The sequence below is a fragment of the Saprospiraceae bacterium genome, from assembly GCA_016713025.1.
Classification (GTDB): domain Bacteria; phylum Bacteroidota; class Bacteroidia; order Chitinophagales; family Saprospiraceae; genus OLB9.
Genome location: JADJPZ010000003.1, coordinates 190,299 through 215,274, shown reverse-complemented (window position 1 = coordinate 215,274; position 24,976 = coordinate 190,299). Strand labels below are relative to the sequence as shown.

Sequence of the window (24,976 nt, the reverse complement as noted above, 5' to 3'; positions counted from 1 at the left end):
TTTAAGAGCTTTTAAATATTTGTAATTTGTTAAATTACCCGGACTTTCTGGTTGATTGGAAACTGTTGGGTTAACCCAACAGTTGTGACCCCAAATAACCAATACATTTATCGGGTCTATTACATTTTGATAAAAGTGTAATTCACTTTGATTTTTGAAGGTGACAAAGTAGAAATATTTAAACTATTTCTTTATAAATATCAGGGAATACCTAATTTTGATTTCAATACAGGCATCAGATTTTCAGAATCTGCAGCATGAAGGATCATACCTGGTGCAGAGTCAAAGATGATGGTATATCCACCTGCTTTGCCCAATTTTTCGATTTCTGCCTTTACTTTATCGATTACAGGTTTGTACAGTTCTTCTTTCTTTGCAGCCACTTTTTGCTGAATTTCTACTTCATATTTTTTGATTTCATCCTGCTTGGCGACCAATACAGATTCCTTCTGCTGCATCTGCACCTTAGAAAGGGTACCGCCATTGGCTTCATTCATATAGGCTTTGTATTCTGTTTCAAACTTTATCACCATTTGTTCTCCCTTTGATACAAGTTCATTTTGAAAAGCTTGTATCTGATTGTCTGCCAGTTTCATTTCGGTCATGTTGCTCAATAACTCCTGAGTATTGACATATCCAAATTTCTGAGCATCTGCAGTGAAAAAAGTAAAAATCGAAAACAGAATTGTAAAAAGTGCGTATTTCATTTTGTTTAAGTTGTTTTTAAAAATTTAACGTTTGTTATTAGACTGGATAATTAGTGTATGTTGTTACTTAGAATTTTTGGTTTAACTAAATTTTAATATTATTCAGGCTCGAAACCTAGGACAATATTAAATCTTCCGTATTTACCATCTGTGACTTGTTTGTCAAATCCCCAACCGTAGTCAAACCCAAGTAATCCAAACATGGGCAGAAATACCCTGGCACCAAATCCAGCTGATCTCTTCAGATCAAAAGGATTAAAGGTTTTGGCTGACCGGTACGCGTTTCCGCCCTGAATCCAGCTGGTGAGAAAGATGGTCGAGTTCGGATTCAGAGATAGTGGATATCTGAACTCCACAGTATATTTATTATATATAGGTGCTCCCTGAAATCCTCCTGTATTGGTTTGTTCTCCGTTGCCGGTGATATCTCGGGTATCATAGCCTCTCAATGCTATAATTTCTTTACCCTGCAATCCGGCGTTTTGATTGTTAATACCATCTCCACCCAGTTCAAATCTTTCAAATGGTGGTATGCCTATGTCCCGATTGTATGCACCCAAAATACCTATTTTTATGTTGGTTGCTACTACCAGTTTGTCTACGATGTTGAAGTACCATTCTGCACTGATCTTCCACTTATGGTATTCCAGATATCTGAATTTGCTTCCTTCTTTCAACTCTTCAATTTTTGCATTTACAGATGCTTCATCCACAGGACGCGCAGGTCCATTTTCAAATGCAAGTTCCCGACGTATTTCTTCTTTTTGTGCTTCTGAGACTTCAAAAAATTTCTCTTTTCTAAATAGAGAATACGGCGGTGTCACCTGTAATGAAAGTGTCATCCTAGATCCACGGCGTGGAAACAAAGGATCATTGATACTACTACGGGTGAAAGTCTGTCGGATACTGAAGTTGTTGAATGTACCTTTTGATATAGCAAATCCACCGGACCTAAAATTATCCAAAGCTATTTTTTCAATATTCAAAGTGGTATTACTTGCAAAAAAGTCATCCGGCCATTTCAACTGAGATCCAATTCCAATAAATCCTCTTGTGATGCCGAGTTTTCCTTGCCCTGACAGAGAGTAATCAAAAGCTGTATGTACTCCGCCTATAGTAAAGGATCGCGGTTTTTTACCGCCGAGCCATGGTTCAGTAAATGATGCGTTGTATGATCTGAAAAACCTGCTGTTGGATTGTAGTCGTACAGACAATTTCTGACCATCACCTTGAGGAAGTGGACTCCAGGTGGACCGATTTTTAATATTGCCGATAGAAAAGTTATTAAAGACGACACCGAGTGTTCCAATCAATCCACTAAATCCTCCATATCCGGCTGATAATTCCAGCTGATCCGAAGGTTTCTCTTCGAGAGTATATACAATATCTACTGTACCTCGGTTTTGGTTTACATTGGTGCCAATATCAAGGTTTTCAGGATTGAAATATCCCAGATTGATGATTTCTCTTTGAGACCGCATGATCTCACCTCTGCTGAATTTTTGACCGGGTCTGGTTCTTATTTCCCGACGTACGATATGCTCATTGGTGCGGTCATTTCCTTTGATAACTACATTTTCCACTGTAAATTGTGGCCCTTCAAATATCCTCATCTCGAGATCTACGGAGTCGTTTTCTATGGCTATTTCTGTAGGCTGAATATCAAAACCAAGATATCCGTCATCCAGATACAAGGAAGATATATCTCTGCCATCAAGACTGAATTTCAGTCTGTTAGTCAGCATTTCGGGGTTGTATATGTCACCTCTGGAGATGCCTAAAACCGTATACAGCTGTTCATCTGTATATAAAGAGTTACCTTTCCAGGTGATATTTCGATAATAATGCTTACGGCCTTCATCCATTTTGATTTTAACCATGATATTACCTTCGGCATCGCGATATGTTGTATCTGAAATGATGGTCATATTTTTAAACCCTTCATTCTGATAAAATTTGGTCAGAGATTTTAAATCTTCCTGATATTCTTTTTCGATAAACTTTGACTTTCTGAACAGTGTTCCTGCTCTTTTTGTCTTACTCATCTTTTTTCTCAGTTTCTTGTCAGAATACGTTTTATTTCCATCAAAAACGATATCTTCAACCTTTACACGCTCTTTGGGATCAATCGCAAATTCCAACCTTACTGAAGATGTTTTGCCTTCTTCCACTACTTCTTTAACTTTGACTTCAGTGTCGAGCTTTCCCTTATCAACAAAATACTTGACAATTTTACTTTTAGCCAGTTCTTTCTGATCATCAGTGACGATACCGCCTTTTGTGAGAATATTTTTTAGCGCCTCATTGAGATCATCGTGTGTACCGGATTTGACTCCTGAAAATGACCATCGCGAGAGGGCAGGTCTGTCGATCAGGATCATTTTTAAAAATACCACATTACCTTCCGTCTTTTCGACATATATCTGAACATCATCAAATAAGCGGAGCTTCAACAGTGATTTGATAGCTGCACCAACTGCCGGACCAGGTATCTGGATTTTGCCACCTTCACGTAGCCCGGAGATAGATTTTATTGCATTACGGTCTCTGTTTTCTGAACCTATGATGGTGATGCCTCCGATTTCGTATGTATTTTTGCTGCTATAGTCTATCACAGTATTTTCTTGCTGTGCTTGTGCAACGGCACACATACAAATGGAGAATATTGTTAGAAAAAATATGTACCTGAAATAAATTTTCATAAATTGCTATTAACTTGTTCTGCAGTTTCAAACGCTATAGTTACTCTAACCGCTGTTATCAAATTTTCTTTTAACATTTTCTTAATGTTGTTAAAATGATTTTTCTAATTGCTCACTGACCATTCCAAACCTTCTCTCTCTGTGTTGATAGTCAAAGATAGCCTGATAGAAATCTTCTTTTCTGAAATCAGGCCAGAGGACATCTGTACAATACAATTCAGCGTAGGCTGCTTGCTATAGCAAGTAATTGCTGATTCTCCTTTCTCCGCTGGTCCTGATCATAAGTTCTGGATCAGGTATGTCTCTGGTGGTCAAAAAAGTAGAAAAAAGAGCAGGATCAATTTGATCTGCAACGATAGTACCCGCTTTCACTTCCTGAGATATTTTTTTTACCGCTTCCACAATTTCCCATCTTGAAGAGTAATTGAGTGCCAATACAAGAGACATTCTTGTATTATTTTTGGTTTCATCTATTGCTCTGAGTAAAGCATTTCTCGTTTTTTCCGGCAGCTTACCTAAATCACCAATGGATAGCAGACGAATATTGTTTTTCATTAATGTCTTCACCTCGCTTTTGACTGTCTCCACAAGTAGAGTCATGAGTGCATTGACTTCAAATTGTGGTCTTGCCCAATTTTCAGTAGAAAACGCATACAGAGTAAGGTATTCAATTCCTAATTCCGCAGCAGCTTCTGTTACTTCCCTGACTGAAACTACTCCGTTTTTATGTCCAAAAACCCTTGGTTTCCCATGTGTTTTGGCCCATCTTCCATTACCATCCATGATGATAGCAATGTGCTTGGGTAGCTTACTCAAATCTATTTTGTCTCTGGTGGAAAACATTCAGTAAAGTATCAACTTTAAAAAGAAGCGCAAAAGTAATAAAACTTTGTGTGTAGGAAGATTTTTTTCACATTATTTATTTGAATGTCAACGCCATATAATAGTTTTGGTGGGAATACTTTAAAATTTGAACAAAAACTCTAAAAATGAGATTCGCTGCGAGACCTGTTTCCCTTTTTTTCACTTTAACTTAAGGGATAAAGATTAAACGTGCCGTCGTACTTAATCCAACTAAATGAATATAACCAATGTTATACCTCAATTAATAAAGGATGATGGATGACATATTGGTGCTTAAGCAAAATGATGTATTTACAATGTGTTGACTACGAAAACAAATAATTTAAGTTATTCGAAATTGTTTAAGTTTCTTATCTATTTCAAATGAAATAGCTTCAATTATTATAAATTATTGTTATTTTGAAGGTTTTAAACCCCTCGGGTGCTGAACTGTTCCATTCAAGCATATTACAAAAATGAATACTAATATTCAAATATTTATTATTCTATTAAATAAAATGAATATATTGAATATTAATGTATTATACATTAATATTTATTTACAACCCTTGTCAAGTGTTTTTCGAAGTGGACTCAAAAATATAAAAAAAAGGTACGATTCGTACCTTTTTTAATTATGAACCGAAAGCTTTGTCCAAAGCTGACATACTAAATATGTTTTTGGACAAATAATCAAGCGGCTACATAAAATGCGATCAATTGAAGTAATTGGGGTATCTTTAAAATTTTTGAGTTAAAATTGTGGAACGTATCCCAAAAAATGGTACTAAATTAAAAACTCACTTTGTTTTGTTTCATCCTATGCCTAATCGGCAGGCCTAAGAGATGCAAAAAAAAATTATAACCAGAGAATACAAGAATGGGATAAAGCCAAATTGTTTCATTCAGAATAAGAGTATGTTTAAATTTACCGCTTGGAGCTAAATGATGAAATTTTATACATAATCTAAAGTAAAAAATACGAAGGCTTTCTAAATCAAATGGTCAGAAAACCTTCGCATGAACCTAAAAATGTTGAGATTATACGGTTTCCAAATACTTTTATCTGAAATATGGAGGAAGGCACTGACCTAGTGGTGCTCGCCATTCCTCCATACGCACCCGTTTATTTTTATTAAAGAATATTTATTTATACTTGAGTCCACTCCGAAAAGTATTTAATAATTGATTCACAAATATAGTATAAAAAAGAACATATGTTTTAAATTTGTGATATCAAAATAACTTTAATCCGGATGCTAAAAAATCATCAAAGCACCTACAGTTGGATATGTTTTCAAGCCCTGTTTCATTATTTAGTGGCAAGGTACAAACAGTGTATGAAAATCCTGATGCCTGGCATAATCTATTTCGCAAAGAAGTGATTATGCGCATAGACGAGGAGTTGTTCAGTCCTTTATATAGTGATAGTCAAGGCAGACCAAATGCATCCATACGAGTAATGATAGGGATGATGATATTGAAGGAAGCAGATGGTTTGAGTGATGAGAAGATATTTGAAAACTGTAGATTCAACTTGTTATATCGAAGTGCATTAGGGTTATTAAATTTAAGCGACACCATACCTACAGAATCCACTTACTATCTATTTCGGCACAATGTAGCAGCTTATGACAAGGAAAACGGAAAAATCTATTTGCAGAAGTATTTGCCCAGACGACAAAGGATCAATGTATTGAATTTGGAGTAAGCGGCAAGAAAATAAGAATGGACAGTAAGTTATTGGGAAGTAATATAGCATGGTTGAGCCGTTACGAATTGATACATAAAACGTTAGAGCTTTATTACAAGGAAATAAAAGACAATGCTCACTTAGAAGCTACACTTAAAGAGAAGCTGGAAGACGCACTAAAAATGCAAGGAGACAAAGTAGTGTACACCCATACGAGCCAGGAAGTTAAGAGTAAATTAAAAGAGTTAGGTACCCTGATATCGAAAGTATTAGAGCTAACCGAAGGCTCACAAACAGACAGTTACAAAACATTACAAAGAGTATTCACCGAACAGTACGAGATCACCGAAGATAAAATGATAGTAGCCAAAGAAAAAGAATCCATATCGGCGCAGTCTGTACAATCGCCACACGATACCGACAGTACCTACCGTAGCAAAGGAGGTAACGATGGACAAAAAAAACAAGAAGTAAAAGGCTACAGTGTGAATGTAACGGAGACATGCGATGATGAAAATCTAAATTTAATTACGAATGTCAATGTTAAAGTAGTAAGTACTCCTGACACTGACTTCTTAAAAGAAGATACCGAAAAAACACAGGAAATCATATCAGATAAGATAGAATCAGTGTATGCAGATGGTGCCTACCATAGTCCCGAAAATCAAAACTATTGTAAAGACAACGATATAGACTTAAACCTACAAGCAATACAAGGAGCCAAAGGAAGATACGAGTTGGAAATGACGGAAGACCAAACATTGCAAGTAAAAGATACACAAACTGGTGAAGAAGTAGAAAGTATAAAAGTAATCAGTAAAGATGGTACTGAAAAATGGCGAATAAAGACAGGCGAATCATACAGATATATCACGCAAAAAGAAATAGATACCTACCAGATCAGGAAGAAAATAGAATCTACACCAAAAGAAGAAATACAGAGAAGAAACAATGTTGAAGCCACCATATTTCAGGTAAGTTATCACTACCCCAATGCAAAGAGTAGGTATAGGGGATTAAGCAAACATCAAATGTGGGCCAACATGAGATGTTTATGGGTGAACTTTGTCCGAATCGTAAATTTTGTGACAGAAAATGGCCAAAACTTGCCAAATATTGCCCTAAATTTCATCAAAACAATTGTGATGGTCTATACGAGGCGTCAGATTATAAAAACCTTATTTCAAGATGTCAATTTTTTATCCCGTCAGCCCAAGAGTACTATTTTATGCGATTTTTAAAAATAGAGCTTTTCGGAGCGGACTCATACTTAAAAGCCTGTAGAGTCATCATCAACAATACCTAAAGCTATAAGAATTAATATTATTATGTCCATTTTGAATTAATTTAGTGGTTTAGAAAAAGTTTTGTTTAATTGATAAGACAAAAGTAATAGTTAAAAACCAACCAAACCTTAACAAAACACACTAAATAATCTTACGCTAAAATCTTTATTTACAACGTAAATAGATTACAATAATTAGATAATCAATCAAATAGGATTTTACTTGTATTTAATTATTGCTGAAAACATACATTTTCTATACATTATATTTCAGAAGAAAATGTATGTTTGTTGTTTCATAAGACAAATGTAAGAAAATAATAAATACCCAACATTAACACTTTTTTGAAGATAAATTTATTTAAAAATCTAAATATTTTGATAAAATAATTACTTAAAGTTTTAAAAAACAACAAGATATAAAAATACAAATATGTTGATCAGCTACAAAATGTGTATAAATAATATATCAAATCAATGAAATATGGAACTTATATTAGTATTGAAAGAACTTAAACAAACATTATCAATACGAAGGAACGACTTTAATTACAGTAAAAAATTGGATGAATTCGAATCCATCATCGAAAGTATTAAGAGCACTGATGACAAAGAATACTGTAGTCGACTTTATAAAAAGAAAAACCTGACCAGCACGTACAAATCTCTTAAATACAGGATGGAAGAAAGGCTTATCAATGATGTAATAAGTCTTGCATCTGAAGAAGAAACCCTTCATTCAAGAATAAGTGCCAATATCGTCATCGGTAAGTTATTCTACATTGCATCAGTATTAATAAAGAAAAACTATAGAAATCCAGCTATTTCTTTATTTGAAAAATGTTTTAGATTGTCAGAAAAATTCCACTATTTCAATTATGCCTTTCAATCTGGAGATGTTCTGGCAGGTCACTATGGCTTTGTAGATATCGATAAAAAGAAAGTGGAATATTATCTCAAAAAAAACAGAGAACTGATCTTGATTCTAGAAGCTGAGAGCTATGTCAAAGAAAGTAATACAATTATATCTCATATTTATGTGTCCCACAAAGGAGCATTAAGTTCTGATAATCTGTCCATAATAAAGAATCGTGTGGAGAAAATGAATGAACTTAAGATTAAGTATCAAACATATTTTATTGTCCACTACACAAATGACCTTTCTTTCTATTATTTTCAGACTATCAAAAATTTCCCCAAAGCCCTAGAAACAGCATTAAATTCATTAGAAGAAATTAAAAATAATAATGACGGATTTTCCTTATTTCAAGCTTATCGCAACATAGGCATCGCACATTTATTACTTAATAATTTTAGTGACTCTATCACATGGCTCTATAAAGCTAAAGAATTTCCCTCTACAAAATCCAGATATTGGCTGTTTATTACCAGTTTGTTATATGTAAACTATGTACATCTTCATGATTATAAAAAGCTATTTGAATTATCATCTGAAGTACTCTCCAATAGATATTTGACTGAAGATCCATACTTCAACGAACAATGGAAAATAAGAGAGGCATTTTTACATTTTCTGATCCGTGCCGATATAATCCAGCTAACTGATGCAGAAATAAAATCACTTAAACCATTCGTAATTGGAAAGTTCCTGAATAGTGTACCACTCCACTCAAAGGATAAATCCGGACAAAATATTACTATCATCATCATCCAAATACTCTTTTTACTCACAGATAAAAAATATGACAAAATCATAGACCGGATCGATGCATTGAAGCAGTATTCTTATCGTTATCTTAAGAATGATGACACATTCAGGTCCAATTGTTTTATTAAAATGCTACTAAAAATGATCTCAGCAGATTTTCATCCTTTGAGAACGAGAACATATACTGCAGACCTTCAAAAAAAACTGGAAAAATCAAGCCTTGTAACCGACGAAAAAAGTTCTCAAGTAGAGGTTATTCCGTATGATTATTTATGGGAGGTGGTCATGGATTTGCTGGAAAAGTATAAATAAGTAAAAGAGTATGTTTAAATTTTTATTGCCTTAAAATCAATGTATTACGACACCTGACTTCAAAATAGTAGCCTTATTTATTTAGTTCACTAATTGCGTTGATTATTTTATTGTCAGAACCATAATCTCTTGATTTGCAACTAAGAAAAATTTTAAACAAACTCTAAAGTACAACTACTAATATTGCATAATTCTGATAGCATAGGGCACTACCTCAATATGCACATCTCCCGTTCCAAAGACTTCTCCGTCCGCTTCTATAGGAGCTGCGCCGGAAATGATCTTTACAGAAAGTCGGGAACATGTGGTATACAGGATAGCCGGATGTTTGATATAATTGCCTTTCCTTAGATTTGACAGATTGAGTAGATAGTCTATGATAGTGACATTGCCTAGGGTGGTCACACCCAGCAGTCCGTCGTCTGGTTTGGAATCAGGATATATGATAAGTCCGTTGCCAAAACTTTTGCTGTTACTAACAGCGATCATCATCAATTTTCCGGTATAATATATTTCATTGTCAATATATATAGTTACCTCAGGTTTTTCAAAACAGAAAAAGGTCCTTAAGATAGCCAGAGAATAGGATAACCCTCCTCTTAATCCTTGCTGTCTCTGGCGATCCAGCAGCATGGTAGCATATCCGCCAAATCCGGCATCCATCACATTGAGAAAATACCTTTTCTGTTCACTTTGGCATATCAGACCAACATCATAATATTTAAAAGCTGCATTTTTAATGGCTGAAAGAATTTTATCGCTGTCAAACCTGATGGATTGTGCTCTGCAGAAATCATTTCCTGTGCCATTTGGAACCAAACAAATGGCTGTGTCTGGCATTTCAGACTTTAATACACCATTGACTATTTCATTAAAAGTTCCATCTCCACCGACAGCAATGATCAAATGTTCCTGAATTTTACTGCAATTTCGGGCAATTTCAGTGGCATGACCGTGAAATTCTGTATAAAAGAATGAAATATTTCCTTTAAAATTTGTCTTTAATGCATCAAAAAATGACACTATATCTTTTGAGATCGGTCTGATCCCGTTTATGATACAAGAGATGGAATCGATATTTTGGTTCATTATCATCGTTTGAGCTGATCCGGATCATCAAAATTGTGTAAATATAGTGATACTTTTATGTTTGGAGTTATAGGGTATGTTATAAAATTTCTTGAATTTTACTTAAACATGAAAAATCTGACGTACTCATAATTACTATAAACACCTGTTTCGCTATAATACAGGTTTGGCATATGAAAAATATCTTTATATGGTTGTCAGTAGTTTTAATATTTGGAACGGTGATATACCCAAGATCTCAGAGTTCTATTGATAACATTATCCTTGATACGGCGGCTAAAAAAGACTACATTACACCTATTTATCATATTTTTGGAATAAACCTCATCATCAACCGGTTTGATTATCACGTTTCGGGATTGGCTTGGGCAGATGTAAACCCTTCCACATGGTGGATCAATATTAACCGTGGGTTTATGACTGACGGAGATGCTTTTGCAACAAACTGGTTTGGTCATCCTTATCATGGCTCTCTTGCATTTAATGCAGCCAGAATGCAGAATTTAGCATTTTATGAGTCCACTTCATATGTTGTTGGTCACAGCCTTTTGTGGGAATATTTTGCGGAAACAGAACCTCCAAGTATTATTGATTTCTATACAACCACTTTCGGTGGAATATATCTTGGTGAGATAACATACAGACTTACTGATTTCTCCTGGAACCATCCTTCAAAATTCAAAAACCCCATCTTCAGAAAGGTGATCGGCGGTTTGATCAACCCGGTAGCAGCTATCAACAGGTGGGTACTGGGCAAAAACCTGTCTGTCACCGCCAATTCATTTACACCTTTGAAGTTTTCACTCAAAACAGGCTTAAATTACCGCTTTGATCCAACTCAGGGGAACACGAGTGCTGCAGGTCAAAGGATTGGTTTTGATCTGAGCTATGGAAATATATACGACAGAACCAAAATAAAATATAATGCTTTTGACCATTTTAGATTCAACTCATGGTTGTGGAATATCAACCATTTTAAATCTGGTAGCAGAAACACTTACTTTAATATTCAATCAGATGCGATTATTTTAGGTAAAAAATATAGCCTCGCGTCAAACACATCTCTATTGGCAGGCATGAGTCAACACTATGACTTTTTACAAAATGACAGATATAAACTCAGTATTATTGGTCTAACCGGAGATGGTGCACTATTGATGACTTCAGAAGTCTCAGATGTACATTTAGCTGCCAAATTAGGTTTGATTATCTATGGTAGCAGCAATTCTGACTTTGTAGTACCTGTACATATTGATATTTTTCCAAGATTTAACAGGGATTATATATATGGTCATGGTCTTATGCTGGAAGCAGAAAGTTTATTTGATTTTAAAAAAAATGGATTATTGGAATTCATATTAAATTTCTACAGAATCAATTCTAAGGACAACCCCACGGGCGTAAAAAACATAACTTTGATAAAGTCAAAATATAATATTCCGATCTATCAAAATATCAATGCAGGTTTCCAATATGATCACTATCACAGCAAGGCAGATTTCAAAAATGCCGGAGAAACATTCAATCAATCAGAGAGCTTTCATGATCTAAGTTTGCTATTAGTTTTTTATTTCTAAACATGATAGCCTCCAGATATAAAGAAACAAATAAAAACTCAAGGATGAAATACTTAGACTGACTGCAAGCTACAAAAAAGAATGATTATTGGTGCTTGATAGTTTAATGAATAGTAGGCAGTTGTTCCAGATGGAGGGCTGAAGTACTGCAATGCAGAAGCAACAGTAAATTACAGGCACATGGAAATTGTGCTGCATTACTGTGAAGTGTTAAGCTTAAACCCGCATTATGCATTAAAAAATTCCTGCCTGCCAATCAATCAAGAGGCAGGGATTACATGCCGAAATTCACTCAAAATAAGGAACTCTACTAATTTTCAATCACTCACAAAACCACGTGCAGCTCTGCTATTGTGGTAACTATGATTCGCTTCCGAAAATTCTTATCTTACCTGCTCGCCTGCAACGTAGTGGTCTTCATTACGAAGTTCTAACGCATAATGGGGGTTAAAAATAGCAGAGGAAATTGTATCTTTGCAACGTGATATAGAAATGCTATTGGATAGCAAATATTTTTGTTTTTGTGCATTGATAACATGTTGTTTAAAGTTGAACCCATTGTGAAAAGTCCTGGATGAAATTAAGAGTATGTTTAAATTTTTATTGCCTTAAAATCAATGTATTATGAACCTGGCTTCAAAATATTCGCCTTATTTAGTTCACCTGCCCGCCTATTATACTCTTACCTGAAATATAAATAACCTAAATATCTAAAATTATTCACAAGAATATTTTGACCGAACCTAAACATAAGAAAGTATTTTTTGTCTCAGATTTTCATCTTGGAGCAGATGCCTTGCTTTGCACAGAAGCCCGAGAGAAAAAGATCGTGAGTTGGTTGTCAGAAATTGAAGATGAATTGGGTGAACTCTACTTAGTTGGAGATGTATTCGATTTTTGGTTTGAGTATGGGAAAGTGATACCGAAAGGATTCTCTAGAATTTTAGGAAAATTAGCAGCATTAAGAGATAAGGGGATTCCTGTTTATTTTTTTACTGGCAATCATGATATGTGGATGTTCAGATATTTTGAAGATGAATTGGGCATACCCATCATCAGAAAGCCGATTATTAAAGAAATTTTCGGCAAAACATTTTATATCGGACATGGAGATGGTTTGGGCCCAGGGGACAAAGGCTATAAAATTATAAAAACCATTTTCAGTAATCCTGTGTGCCAGTGGCTATTTAGCCTTCTTCATCCAGATGCAGGTATTGGTCTTATGAAATATTTCAGTTCAAAAAGTAGGAAATACACAGGTGATGAAGCACCATTTGTTGATCCTTCCAAAGAGTGGTTAGTACAATACTGCGAAAACTATGAAGCAAAGGACAATATAGATTATTTTATATTTGGTCATAGACATTTGCCTGTTGATTATAAGCTTTCTAATGGAGTAAGCAGGTATGTCAATCTGGGCGAATGGTTGTACGTTTGCTCATATGGAGTCTGGGATGGAAAAGAATTTCATGTAAAATTTTACAAATCAGAACATACAAAGATTTATGGCATGTGATTTGGTAGATATTAAACAAGATATCTAATAATTCTGCAATCATGAATCAATTTTGCCCCAAAAGGAACTTGAGTTTCCACGGTTTATTATATCTCTTGATATTGATAAGTTGTAGTCCTACAAAAAAAACTGTTTCGACATCATTACCAGGTGAAGGTGATTTTCATTTGAAAGTAAAACCATTCCTGGCTGAAGTTGATAATTTGGGTAGGCTATATGTCGTCGATAACAAAAACAGGCTGATCAATTACAAACCTGATCTTACAGAACAATACAGGTATGCTGATAAAAAAACGGGGTTTATCTCCAGAATAGATGTCAGCAATCCTCTTAAGATAGTGGTTTTTAGTGATGACTTCAACAAAGCTGTGATCCTGGACAATACATTGAGTCTGATTTCAGAACTCAATCTTAGCGACAAGTTTGCTGATATCACTGCCTGTACAGTATCTAATGATGGCAACTTTTGGGTTTATGATCCGGTACAGTTTAAACTTATCAAGATAAGAGACAATGGAACGGTAATTCTGGAAACATCCAATGTGAATGATTTTGGAATGAAAGACGCCCGTATATATGACATTCGTGAAAAAAATAACATTGTCGTGTTGTGTGATAAAAGTCAAGGCTTTTATATTTTTGACAATTTAGGTCAATATCAATATCATTTTGAGGCTCAGGATATCAAACATTTTACCTTTGATGGCAGAAATATTTATTACTACACAGGAACCGGAATGAAAAGCTATTCCATCAAGTTTAAAGAAAGAATCTTAATGGGCACACCATTTAGCGTCGGGAAAGAGGGCATGAAATATGTCATCCATGCCTCAGGAGATTACTACGAAATCAATGAAAACGGAATCAATGTTTACAAGAGTGACAAGAAGTGATGATTTTGTGGTATGGCTTTAAAAACCATAATGATTAAATTTAGTTTAGTATCCATAACTTTGCACAAGTAATGGATACTAAAATAATATCAAATCTACTTAACCGAGCCCTCCATCTTGAGTTTCTGACAGCCGAAGAAGGTCTATTTTTATTTGAAAATGCGTCCACCACTGACTTGATGTTTGTCGGAAATGCCATAAAAAAACACCATGTGCCACATGATAAAGTCACCTGGATCATAGACCGAAATTCCAACACGACCAATGTGTGTATCGCCAATTGTAAGTTTTGTAATTTTTACAGAAGACCTGGGCATGGAGAATCATACATCACCACCATAGAAGAGTACAAACAAAAAATAGAAGAGACTTTTGACCTCGGAGGCGAACAATTATTGCTGCAAGGTGGTCATCATCCTGACCTGGGTTTGGCGTACTATGTAGATTTATTTAAAGAGTTAAAATCCCTTTATCCCAAATTAAAACTTCATGCACTAGGACCACCTGAAATTGCACACATCACCAAACTAGAAAAATCTACACACACGGAAGTGTTAAAGGAACTGAAAGATGCAGGACTGGACTCACTTCCAGGTGCGGGAGCAGAGATTCTGGACGATAGAGTACGCAGATTGATCTCCAAAGGTAAATGTGGTGGACAGGAATGGCTCGATGTGATGAGAGCGGCACATCAGTTGGACATCACCACATCTGCAACCATGATGTTTGGGCATATAGAAACCAACTTTGAAAGGATGCAGCACTTTGTTGCTTTAAGAGAAGTGCAATCAGAAAAACCGGCTCAAGCTAAAGGATTTCTGGCATTCATCCCATGGCCGTTTATGGATGAAGATACCATACTCAAAAAAATAAAAAGAGCCCGAAATCAATGTACAAGTGATGAATATATACGGATGATAGCAATGAGCAGAATTATGCTGCCCAATATCATCAACATACAGGCTTCCTGGCTTACTGTTGGGAAAAAACAGCCCAGATTTGCCTTCACGCGGGAGCTAATGACTTCGGTAGTATCATGATCGAAGAAAATGTGGTGTCAGCTGCCGGTGCTTCATTCAGATTTACTGCTGAAGGTATCCAGAATGCCATCAAAGAAGCTGGGTTTACACCTCAATTGAGAAATCAGCAGTATGAGTACCGTGATCTACCTTCAAAAATGAAACAACAGCGATTGGATAGAGAAATAATGATGGTGGATTGAAATGATTTAGAGTACGTTTAAACTTTTATCATTTGGCTCCAAGTGGCAATTTTTTTTTGCCCAGCGTTATATTTTTCGCCGTACCGTGTCAAGCTAACCTTGAGCTCTCGGGACTCTTCTGTCCCGATCAAGACATTTTTTTAAAAATCGTCTTGACCGGCTTTATTAATGAGCTGCTCGCAGTTCCTTCACACTTCGACTTAGCTCAGTGCATCGCTTCGGCTACGCTCAATGCGACGCTTTATAGAGTAAGGTATTTTACTCAATTCTCGACACAGACGAGACCATTCAGTCATCTTGTCTATAACCTAAAAATCTAAAATGATAATCTATTACGACCTCCAAATACCTCAAAATCAGTCGCTTTTCTCACTTTTAGCTTCGCACCATAGTGGTGACTATGATTTGTCGCTAAAAGTACTGATTTTCTTGTATTTGAAGCTCTCACTACGAATCTCATTTTAGATATTTAGGTATAATAAAATTTTCTCACTTTCACATAAACATAAAAATTTAAACATACTCTAATTTCGGGTACCTGATCAGCAAAGTTTGTAAGTGGATTCTCAGGTATTAATATGTTTATATTTACTGTTTAATTTTTAATTACATTTTGACAATTAACAACTATTTTCCTTTACATTTGCTCATAGATCATACATTTTGAACATTTATACTCATTAACGATCATGAACAAAGTCATATTCCTGTTAATTTTTTGTTGTTTTCTATTTTCTTGTACCAAGAAGGAAGTCAAGATATTGGTTTTTACAAAAACTCAAACTTTCAGACATCAATCCATCGAAGCTGGTGTAGCAGCCATTTTCAAATTGGGTCTTGAAAATGGAATTACTATTGACACTACTTCAGATTCTGAAAAATTTAATGAAGAAAATTTAAAGAAATACAGTGCGCTTTTATTTATGCATTCGACAGGCGAATTGTTTGACGCCGGGCAAAAGAATGCATTTCAAAGGTATATTCAAGCAGGTGGCGGATGGGTTGGTATTCATGCGGCCTGCGATGCTGAATATCATTGGCCATGGTTCAATAAGCTGGCCGGAGCATATTTTATGAGCCACCCAAAACAACAGAAAGCGAAACTTATCGTAATGGATCAAACTCACGAAAGCACAAGACACTTAAACAAAGAGTGGGCCCGATTCGATGAGTGGTATGATTTCAAATCTATGAATCCGGATGTGAAAGTGCTGATACAAATCGATGAAACCAGCTATGAAGGCGGAAAAAACGGAAAAAACCATCCTATGGCCTGGTATCACGAATATGATGGTGGAAGAGCCTGGTACACTGGTTTGGGACATACGAATGAATCCTTTCAGGAAGAAGCCTTTTTGCAGCACGTTTTAGGCGGCATAAAGTGGGCCGTAGGCAAAAACAAAAGAAATTATAAAAAAGCGAAAGCACCTATAAGACCTGAAAACGACAGATTAACCTTGGAAAGGTTGATCCAAGGACAGTTATTTGAACCTACAGAAATGACCATCTTACCCAACAAAGATGTATTGATAGCACAACGTAGAGGCGAAGTGATGCTATACAGTGAGTCACAAAAAAAAATTACTGAAGTAGGAAAACTGGATGTCTATCACCAGTCAAAAAAAAAAGGAGTCAATGTAGAAGAAGGACTTATGGGATTGACAAAAGATCCTGAATTTGCCAAAAACAATTATGTCTACCTTTTTTATGCGGCAGTGGACAAACCTGTCAACAGGCTATCAAGGTTTGTTTTTAAAGGTGATTCTCTACATATGGCATCGGAGGTAGCGGTGCTCGAAGTAGAGTCGGAGAGAGAAATATGTTGCCATACAGGCGGTTCTGTTGCTTTTTCAGGGGATGGGCAATATCTTTTTCTGAGTACCGGAGATAATGCCACACCCTTTGATCAATTAGATCAGAAATATGTAAATAACGGGTATGCACCTCAGGATGACAGACCGGGATTTGAGCAGTATGACGCCAGACGCTCTTCGGCCAACACCAATGATTTACGCGGGAAAATTTTACGATTAAAAAGAAACCCCGATGCTACGTTTTCTATACCGGAAGATAATCTTTTTAAGCCCGGAAACCCTAAAGCAAGGCCGGAAATTTATGTCATGGGAAACCGGAATCCCTATAGGATATCGGTGGATAAAAAAAAACAGCTACTTGTACTGGGGAGAAGTAGGTACGGATGCAGGTACAAATAGTGATAGTCGTGGACCAAGAGGATATGACGAAATAAATCAAGCCAAAGCTCCCGGAAATTTCGGTTGGCCTTTATTTGTAGGGAATAATTATGCTTACAACATGTACGATTACGATACCGGTATTTCAGGGGTCAAATATGACCCTGCTAAGCCGATCAATGAATCGAGAGTCAATACCGGATTAAAAGAGTTACCACCTGCAGTACCCGCCTTGATATACTACCCTTACGACAAGTCAGACGAATTCCCTATGCTGGGCAGTGGTGGACGCAATGCTATGGCTGGTCCGGTTTACTATGAAGACTTGTATCAAAGCAAGACCAAACTGCCCACATATTTCAGTGGGAAATTGCTCATTTATGACTGGATACGTGACTGGATAAAATTGGTTGATGTAGCCTCCGATAATGTTATAGAACCATTTTTGGAAGAATATAAATTTAATAATATCATTGATATAGAGATGGCAGACGATGGCCAGATTTATATATTGGAATATGGAAAAGGATGGTTTTTAAAAAATAGTGATTCGGGACTTTCAAGAGTTAACTATGCGCCTGAAAACAGGGTGCCGCGCATCAATAAAATCAAAGTAGACAAAACAGAAAGTGTACTTCCACATACATTCAGAGCTGTAGTGGATGCTATTGATCCTGATAAAGATGTATTGACATATACATGGTACCTAAATGGAGAAAAATTTAGTTCCACAGATTCTGTATTTTCAAAAAGTATCAACTCTGTGAGCCAATCTCTACTGAAATGCGAAGTAAGCGACGCTTCAGGCAATATATCAACATCAGAAACTCTGGTGCTTAATTCCGGTAATGATGCGCCGCAAATTAACATCTCGGTCGATGGTAATCAGACATTTTACTTTACAGATACACCTGTGAGGTACAGTATTGATATCAAGGATGACAAAGATATCATATTAAAAAATGTGATGGTGTCTAAGGAAATCAATGCTCCCTGGAATAAACTCGGACATGTCGAATCTTCCAATGGATCATTTGGCGAAAATCTTATGGCCATATCTGACTGCCAGTCATGTCATAAAAAAGATACCACATCAATAGGTCCTTCATATATAGCTATTGCTGAGCGGTATGCAGAAGATAAGAATGCAGTGGCATATCTGTCCGAAAAAATACGACTAGGTGGCTCAGGTAAATGGGGAGAAGTAGCCATGGCAGCCCATCCAACCATTTCTGAAGAAGATGCAAAAATGATAACAGAATGGATCTTGAGTTTGGCAAAACCGGAATCTACCTTGAAAAAAAGTCTGCCATTGTCCGGAAGTATCAATGCCAAACCGGATGTAAAAGATAAAAACAGAAACATGTTGTTCTTGAAAGCTTCATATACTGACTTGCCTGACAACAAATCAAAACCTATCTTAACATCTGCCTTTATAAAACTTCAATACAATGAAATCAATGCAAATTTTCTGCCCAAAGAAAATGGATTCACCAGGAAAAACGTGAATAATAAGGAGTATTGCCAATTGCCTCCCGACGGTGGTGTCATGGAATTGAAGAATATAGATTTATTTAAGATCAAAAACATCATACTGAACATCGCAGGAAAAAAGTCAGATCCCAAAAGTACATTTGATCTTCAAGTCATAGATAAAGCCACAAAAAAGGTTATGGGCACTGGAACAGTTCGTGACAGAGGCAATAACAACATCACCATCAATACCGCGCAACCAGGAAAAAGAGACTACCAATTGGTAGTCACACCCAATGATCATCGTGAAAATGAGCTATTGATAGAAAAAATGGTTTTTCTAAAATGAAATCAACATATTAGACCAAATGAAATTAAAAGTGGAAATCATTGGAATTAGAGTATGTTTATTTCCTATTCCAGACCAAAATTTCTACAAATTGAGACATGTTGTTCAAAACATTTCATTCCCGGTCCAAAAAATATGTTGAAAACTTATAAAGGTGATCACAGCATCACCTGCTTAAACTTCGGAACCAATGTCTTCATGATCGCCCATGCCAGCAGATATGCCACTGCACAGAATGTAAACATAATGGTGTATCCCGTCTCGATGTGACCCAATGCTTTGTAATGATCGAATAGCGCTCCGGCTATCTTTGTAATCAGTACTCCTCCTAATCCACCGGCCATGCCACCCATGCCTACCACTGAGCCTATGGCTGATTTAGGAAAAAGATCTGAGACTGTGGTGAATATATTGGCACTCCAAGCCTGATGTGCCGATGCACCGATGCCGATCAGCAAAACAGGAATCCAAAAAGTAATATGTCCCAGAGGCTGTGCAGCAAGTACTACCAAGGGAATGACCGCGATCATGAACATGGCTTTCATTCTTGCTGAATAGACTTCGTAGCCTTTATTGATGAAAAATGTAGGAAACCATCCGCCACCTATACTACCGAACATCGTCAGGGAGTAGAGCACTGCTAAAGGTAACATAATTTCAGTTTTCTCCATGCCATACTGGTCTTTGAGAAATGCCGGCAACCAAAACAGGAAAAACCACCAGACACCATCAGTCATAAACTTGCCTATAATAAATGACCAGGTCTGATTGTAACCCAATAGTTTTACCCATGGGATATGTTGGTGCGGTTCGTCTGTTTTCGTTTCTATCACTTCATCACCAGCCTGAATATAAGCTAATTCTTCTTTGCTCATTCTGGTCTGCTGTTCAGGCTTTTCGTATAAGACCATCCAGAAAATCAACCATATAAACCCAATGGCTCCAACAACTAAAAATGCTGCTTGCCAACCATAATGACTCTCTATCCAGGGAACAGAAAGTGGCGCTAATATAGCCCCTACATTGGCTCCGGAGTTGAAAATTCCTGTGGCAAATGATCTTTCTTTTTTTGGAAAATACTCTGCAGTAGCTTTGATTGCTCCCGGAAAATTGCCCGCTTCACCCACTGCCAATGCCATCCTTGAAAACATAAAACCAAGTACGGATGCAGGTACGCTGATGATGCCTACCCAACCTAATACCTTGAGCAGTCCGTCACCAATCGGGACTGCCCAGGCGTGTATCATAGCACCTAATGACCATAGTACAATAGCCCAGATAAATCCTTTTTTTGTTCCTAATTTATCGATGATTCTGCCTGCAAATAGCATGGCAATAGCATAGGTAAACTGAAAAGCAGATGCAATATCTGCATACTGACTATTGGTCCACCCAAACTCTGCTTCCAGCGTTGGTTTCAATAGGGAAAGTACCTGTCTGTCCAGATAGTTGATGGTGGTGGCAAAAAATAGTAGTGAACATATTGTCCAGCGATATTTACCTATTGTTTTTAACATTTTTAATTATTTTTTAATTGATTGAATTAATTCGAGGACTTTTTTTGTTTCACTTTGGATGGTCATATAATTACGATCTTCCATCAATTTTTTACTGATGAGCTTGCTACCCATCCCAACCGCACAAACTCCGGCTTTAAACCATCCGCTGATATTTTCTAGAGTGGTATCCACACCTCCCGTAGGCATAAAATACAAACCAGGGAAAATATCCTTTATCGAACTCAGGAATTCAGGTCCAAGCATGTTGCCAGGAAATAATTTTATGAATCGGATTCCTACATTTTCAGCTGCTATAATCTCTGTCGGAGTCATGCAGCCGGGTGCATAAAATATATCATTTTTTACAGCATACTTTGCTACTTTCGGAACATAACCGGGACTCACCAGGAAGTCGGCTCCTATTTCCAGATAGTCCTTTGCTGTCCTGAGGTTTTTTATGGTACCAACTCCCAGCAACATACCAGGTAATTCACCATTGCGCACTTCCACCATTTTTTTAAAATTTGCCTTGGCGGCTTCTCCTCTATTGGTGTATTCAAGCACTCTTACTCCTCCTTCGTACAATGATCTGAGTATTTCTATACTTACTGTCTCATCGGCATTAAAATACAGTGGTAACATGCCCTGATCTATAATCGCTTTGGTAATTTTTTCTGTATTGTTCATAAATATTAAAGTTTATTGGATTTCTTAGATTCTGACTTTAATGACCAATTTTTTGATGTCTCCATTTCCTATCATAGGCGCATGTACATCTTCCGGAAAAAAGATGACAAATTGATCGTCACTTAATTCAAAAAACATGTCAGGGCTATCCGCAAAAAACTGCACATCTTTCTCTTCGTTATACTCTCCGTTCCTGAGCTTACAGGTTGATCTTGGTTTCCAGCCAAAGGTCTCCTGCCCTTTGATGCACAATTGAATATCTATATTTTTGTCATGACATTCAAACTTTGACAAGCTGGCTTCTTTTATCTTACCAGGAGCTTTACTAAGTATTCCTATTAATCCGTCTGCAATTTCAAACTTACCATCCGGCATTTCATTGAAATCAGTGGTGCGAATATAATTAAAAGCTTCGTTAAAAAGTGGATGTACACCTTCATATTTTGAAGCATTGCCTATAGTATCTATTATCATTGTAATACATTTTTATCTTTGAACTCTTCCACTGCCATCTCCTTTCATCAGGTCTTTGACTTCGCCCAACGTGGCATGGTTCAGATCTCCAGGTATGGTATGTTTTAATGCGCTTGCTGCTACTCCAAACTCTGCGGCATCAGGCATAGGCATACCCGTCACCAATCCATAGATGAGTCCGCTTGCAAAGGAGTCTCCGCTTCCTACACGGTCCACAATTCTTACTTTATACTCTTTGGAATGATAAAATTCATTACCGTCGTACACTAAAGCACTCCAACCATTATCACTTGCACTGTAACTCTCCCGTAGCGATGAAGCAATAAATTTGAAGCCAAATTTTTCTTTCATCTGGTGAAAGACATCTTTAAATCCGTCAAGGTTGAGTTCTCCTTTGGTGACATCAGTATGTGCAGCTTTAAATCCCAGCGTGGTATCTGCATCTTCTTCATTGCCTATACATACATCTACATACTGACAAAGTCTGGTCATCACTTCGCGCGCTTTTTCTTTTGACCATAGTTTCTTACGGTAATTCAAGTCAATACTTGTGGTGATACCTTTAGCTTTTGCAGCTTTGAGTGCGGCTTCTGTCAATGCAGCAGCCTTGTCGCTCAACGCCGGTGTGATTCCAGTGGTATGAAACCATACTGCACCGTCAAATATTTTGTCAAAGTCAAATTCTGAAGCATCCACATCTGCTATAGATGCACCCGCTCTGTCATATACAACCTGTGAAGCCCTCATAGATGCTCCTGTCTCAAGGAAATATATACCCAATCTTTCTCCGCCTCTCGCTATGTATTGTGTATCTACGCCATATCTTCTCAGGTGGTTGATGGCTGACTGACCTATTGGATTATTGGGAACTTTTGTTACAAATGTGCCGTTAAGTCCATAATTACACAAGGCTGCTGATACATTGGCTTCACCACCACCATAGGTAATATCAAAGGTATCTGCCTGTACAAATCTTTTGAAATCAGGTGTGGAAAGTCTCAGCATGATTTCTCCAAGGGTTACTACTTTTTTTGACATAATGTTATCTTTGAGTTTATTTTTAAAAAGAAATTATTGTTTTTTAAGCTTGTTTACATCAATGAAGCCAAAGGTTTCTGATCCATATCTGTAAATTCTTTATTTTCACCAGCCATACCCCAGATAAAACCATAGTTGGATGTACCTACACCGAAATGCATACTCCATGGTGCAGAAATGACCGCTTCATTATTTGCCATGACTATATGCCTTGTTTCCTGTGGTTCGCCCATAAAATGCATCACTCTGTGTCCTTCTGCAAGGTCAAAATAGAAATAGGCTTCCATTCTTCTCGTATGAGTATGCGGTGGTACTGAATTCCAAACATTACCCTCTTCCAATACCGTCAGACCCATGACCAATTGGCAACTTTGAATACCATCGTTGTGGATATATTTATAAATTGTCCTTTTATTGGAAGTGAGGATGTCACCCATATTTACTGGTGATGCTTCGGCTTTGGTCATTTTACGATTTGGATATGATTGATGTGCTGGCGCTGACAGAAGGTAAAAAATTGCCGGATTGTCAGTGGCATCACTTGCAAAACTTACTTCTTTTGTCCCTCTGCCGAGGTATAAACACTCCAGTTTTGAGAGATTATAAACAATTCCATCTGCAACTACTGATCCATTACCGCCCACATTAATGATGCCCATTTCTCTTCTTTCCAAAAAATAACCGGATTTGAGCTCTTCTTCGTATGGAAGAGAGACAGATGTATTTTGAGGTACTGCCCCACCAATGATCATCCTGTCATAATGTGTATAAGTAAGATCTATTTTACCAGGCAACATTAAATCTTGGACTAAAAAATTTTCTTTAAGTTCCTCAGTAACCATATGTTTGGTTTCCTTTGGGCTATTTTGAAATCTGATTTTCATATTATTTATTTATTCACTTTTTAATAAAATTTTGCAAAATTTACAAAAATTATCAGACCATTAAAGCGTTTTATCGCCCCATCCATCCGCCATCAACTGTAAGTATGGTGCCATGTACATATGAAGATGCATCAGATGCCAGAAAAACAACAGCACCTTTAAAATCTTCAGTTTGGCCCCATAGTCCGGCTGGTATCCTCGAAAGTATGGACTGGCTTCTCTCAGGGTCTTTCCTTAGAGCGTCTGTGTTATCAGTAGCTATATAACCCGGAGCAATTCCATTTACATTAATCCCTTTGGATGCCCATTCATTGGCTAATGATTTCACAAGGCTTCCGATCGCACCTTTACTTGCTGCGTATCCCGGCACGGTAATTCCTCCCTGAAAAGTTAATAATGAGCACGTAAATATTATCTTTCCACCTCCTTTTACAATCATTCTTTTGCCAACTTCTCTTGCTATAATGAACTGAGCATCCAAATTAATACTAAGTACCTTGTCCCAATATTCATCAGGGTGATCTGCGGCAGGTGCCCGCAGGATAGTACCTGCATTATTGACCAATATATCTATCTCAGGATTTTCGCTGAATAAAAGCGAAAGAAAAGTGTAAATACTGTCCCTGTCTGAAAAATCAGCCTGATATGCCTTAAATTTTCTTCCAAGACTTTCCACTTCTTTTTCTATCTCGCTACCTGATGATGCGAGTGTTGCAGATACCCCGATAATGTCAGCACCAGCTTCTGCCAATGCGATCGCCATGGCTTGTCCGATACCTTTGTTGCATCCTGTGACAAGTGCTGTTTTGCCTTTAAGGGAAAATAAATCTAATGTTTGCATTTATAGTTTTAGATTTTAAAAAGTTCTTTAA

18 protein-coding genes and 2 pseudogenes are annotated in these 24,976 nt (G+C 36.9%); 9 read left to right on the top strand and 11 right to left on the bottom strand.

What is annotated here, in order from left to right; translation table 11 throughout:
- Positions 1–200 precede the first annotated feature (200 nt).
- The 3 genes and pseudogenes from IPK35_03945 to IPK35_03935 form a co-directional block, all read right to left on the bottom strand.
- The gene (locus IPK35_03945) at positions 201–707 is read right to left on the bottom strand and encodes an OmpH family outer membrane protein (GenBank protein ID MBK8052435.1); all 507 of its coding nucleotides are present in this window, start codon (positions 705–707) and stop codon (positions 201–203) included.
- Positions 708–805: 98 nt separating this feature from the next.
- A complete protein-coding gene (locus IPK35_03940) occupies positions 806–3,358 on the bottom strand; it encodes a BamA/TamA family outer membrane protein (GenBank protein ID MBK8052434.1) in 2,553 nt (850 codons plus the stop codon).
- A 141-nt stretch (positions 3,359–3,499) separates the two neighbouring features.
- A pseudogene (locus tag IPK35_03935) lies at positions 3,500–4,252 on the bottom strand (isoprenyl transferase).
- A 1,285-nt stretch (positions 4,253–5,537) separates the two neighbouring features.
- Between IPK35_03935 and IPK35_03930 the strand changes: the two are divergent.
- From IPK35_03930 to IPK35_03920, 3 genes are all read left to right on the top strand, one after another.
- Entirely contained in the window at positions 5,538–5,963 is a 426-nt protein-coding gene (locus IPK35_03930) for a transposase (protein MBK8052433.1), read from the top strand.
- Positions 5,964–5,980: 17 nt separating this feature from the next.
- On the top strand, positions 5,981–7,186 hold the full coding sequence (locus tag IPK35_03925; GenBank protein ID MBK8052432.1) for a transposase: 1,206 nt from the start codon (positions 5,981–5,983) through the stop codon (positions 7,184–7,186).
- A gap of 528 nt (positions 7,187–7,714) precedes the next feature.
- The gene (locus IPK35_03920) at positions 7,715–9,211 is read left to right on the top strand and encodes a hypothetical protein (GenBank protein MBK8052431.1); all 1,497 of its coding nucleotides are present in this window, start codon (positions 7,715–7,717) and stop codon (positions 9,209–9,211) included.
- 177 nt (positions 9,212–9,388) lie between these two features.
- Here the strand turns inward: IPK35_03920 and IPK35_03915 are convergent, their stop codons facing one another.
- Entirely contained in the window at positions 9,389–10,300 is a 912-nt protein-coding gene (locus tag IPK35_03915; protein ID MBK8052430.1) for a YegS/Rv2252/BmrU family lipid kinase, read from the bottom strand.
- A gap of 173 nt (positions 10,301–10,473) precedes the next feature.
- Here IPK35_03915 and IPK35_03910 point away from each other — a divergent pair, with 173 nt between their 5' ends.
- From IPK35_03910 to mqnC, 4 genes and pseudogenes are all read left to right on the top strand, one after another.
- Positions 10,474–11,877: a DUF3943 domain-containing protein gene (locus tag IPK35_03910; protein ID MBK8052429.1), complete on the top strand. Its 1,404-nt coding sequence runs from the start codon at positions 10,474–10,476 to the stop codon at positions 11,875–11,877.
- Between the two features lie 733 nt (positions 11,878–12,610).
- Complete coding sequence (locus IPK35_03905; protein ID MBK8052428.1) at positions 12,611–13,393, top strand: UDP-2,3-diacylglucosamine diphosphatase; 783 nt, start codon at positions 12,611–12,613, stop codon at positions 13,391–13,393.
- Positions 13,394–13,434: 41 nt separating this feature from the next.
- Positions 13,435–14,286 (top strand): hypothetical protein, encoded by an 852-nt coding sequence (locus IPK35_03900; GenBank protein ID MBK8052427.1) that lies wholly within the window; start codon positions 13,435–13,437, stop codon positions 14,284–14,286.
- A gap of 71 nt (positions 14,287–14,357) precedes the next feature.
- Positions 14,358–15,508, top strand: a pseudogene (gene mqnC / locus IPK35_03895) (dehypoxanthine futalosine cyclase).
- 316 nt (positions 15,509–15,824) lie between these two features.
- Here the strand turns inward: mqnC and IPK35_03890 are convergent.
- Positions 15,825–15,968 carry a hypothetical protein gene (locus tag IPK35_03890; GenBank protein MBK8052426.1) on the bottom strand — a complete coding sequence of 48 codons (144 nt, stop codon included), beginning with the start codon at positions 15,966–15,968 and terminating at the stop codon, positions 15,825–15,827.
- A 229-nt stretch (positions 15,969–16,197) separates the two neighbouring features.
- Between IPK35_03890 and IPK35_03885 the strand changes: the two genes are divergently transcribed.
- Positions 16,198–17,721 carry a ThuA domain-containing protein gene (locus tag IPK35_03885; protein MBK8052425.1) on the top strand — a complete coding sequence of 508 codons (1,524 nt, stop codon included), beginning with the start codon at positions 16,198–16,200 and terminating at the stop codon, positions 17,719–17,721.
- The gene (locus IPK35_03880) at positions 17,681–19,522 is read left to right on the top strand and encodes a hypothetical protein (GenBank protein ID MBK8052424.1); all 1,842 of its coding nucleotides are present in this window, start codon (positions 17,681–17,683) and stop codon (positions 19,520–19,522) included. Before IPK35_03885 ends, IPK35_03880 begins: the two co-directional genes overlap by 41 nt.
- Positions 19,523–19,680: 158 nt before the next feature.
- Here the strand turns inward: IPK35_03880 and IPK35_03875 are convergent, their stop codons facing one another.
- The 6 genes from IPK35_03875 to IPK35_03850 form a co-directional block, all read right to left on the bottom strand.
- Positions 19,681–21,039 (bottom strand): MFS transporter, encoded by a 1,359-nt coding sequence (locus tag IPK35_03875; protein ID MBK8052423.1) that lies wholly within the window; start codon positions 21,037–21,039, stop codon positions 19,681–19,683.
- A gap of 6 nt (positions 21,040–21,045) precedes the next feature.
- Positions 21,046–21,708, bottom strand: a complete 663-nt coding sequence (locus IPK35_03870) for a bifunctional 4-hydroxy-2-oxoglutarate aldolase/2-dehydro-3-deoxy-phosphogluconate aldolase (protein ID MBK8052422.1) — start codon at positions 21,706–21,708, stop codon at positions 21,046–21,048.
- 24 nt (positions 21,709–21,732) lie between these two features.
- Positions 21,733–22,182, bottom strand: coding sequence for a YhcH/YjgK/YiaL family protein (locus IPK35_03865; GenBank protein MBK8052421.1), 450 nt, complete (start codon positions 22,180–22,182; stop codon positions 21,733–21,735).
- 12 nt (positions 22,183–22,194) lie between these two features.
- Positions 22,195–23,220: a sugar kinase gene (locus tag IPK35_03860; protein ID MBK8052420.1), complete on the bottom strand. Its 1,026-nt coding sequence runs from the start codon at positions 23,218–23,220 to the stop codon at positions 22,195–22,197.
- 53 nt (positions 23,221–23,273) lie between these two features.
- Complete coding sequence (kduI, locus tag IPK35_03855; GenBank protein ID MBK8052419.1) at positions 23,274–24,104, bottom strand: 5-dehydro-4-deoxy-D-glucuronate isomerase; 831 nt, start codon at positions 24,102–24,104, stop codon at positions 23,274–23,276.
- A 70-nt stretch (positions 24,105–24,174) separates the two neighbouring features.
- Positions 24,175–24,945, bottom strand: a complete 771-nt coding sequence (locus IPK35_03850) for an SDR family oxidoreductase (GenBank protein MBK8052418.1) — start codon at positions 24,943–24,945, stop codon at positions 24,175–24,177.
- Between the last annotated feature and the right edge of the window lie 31 nt (positions 24,946–24,976).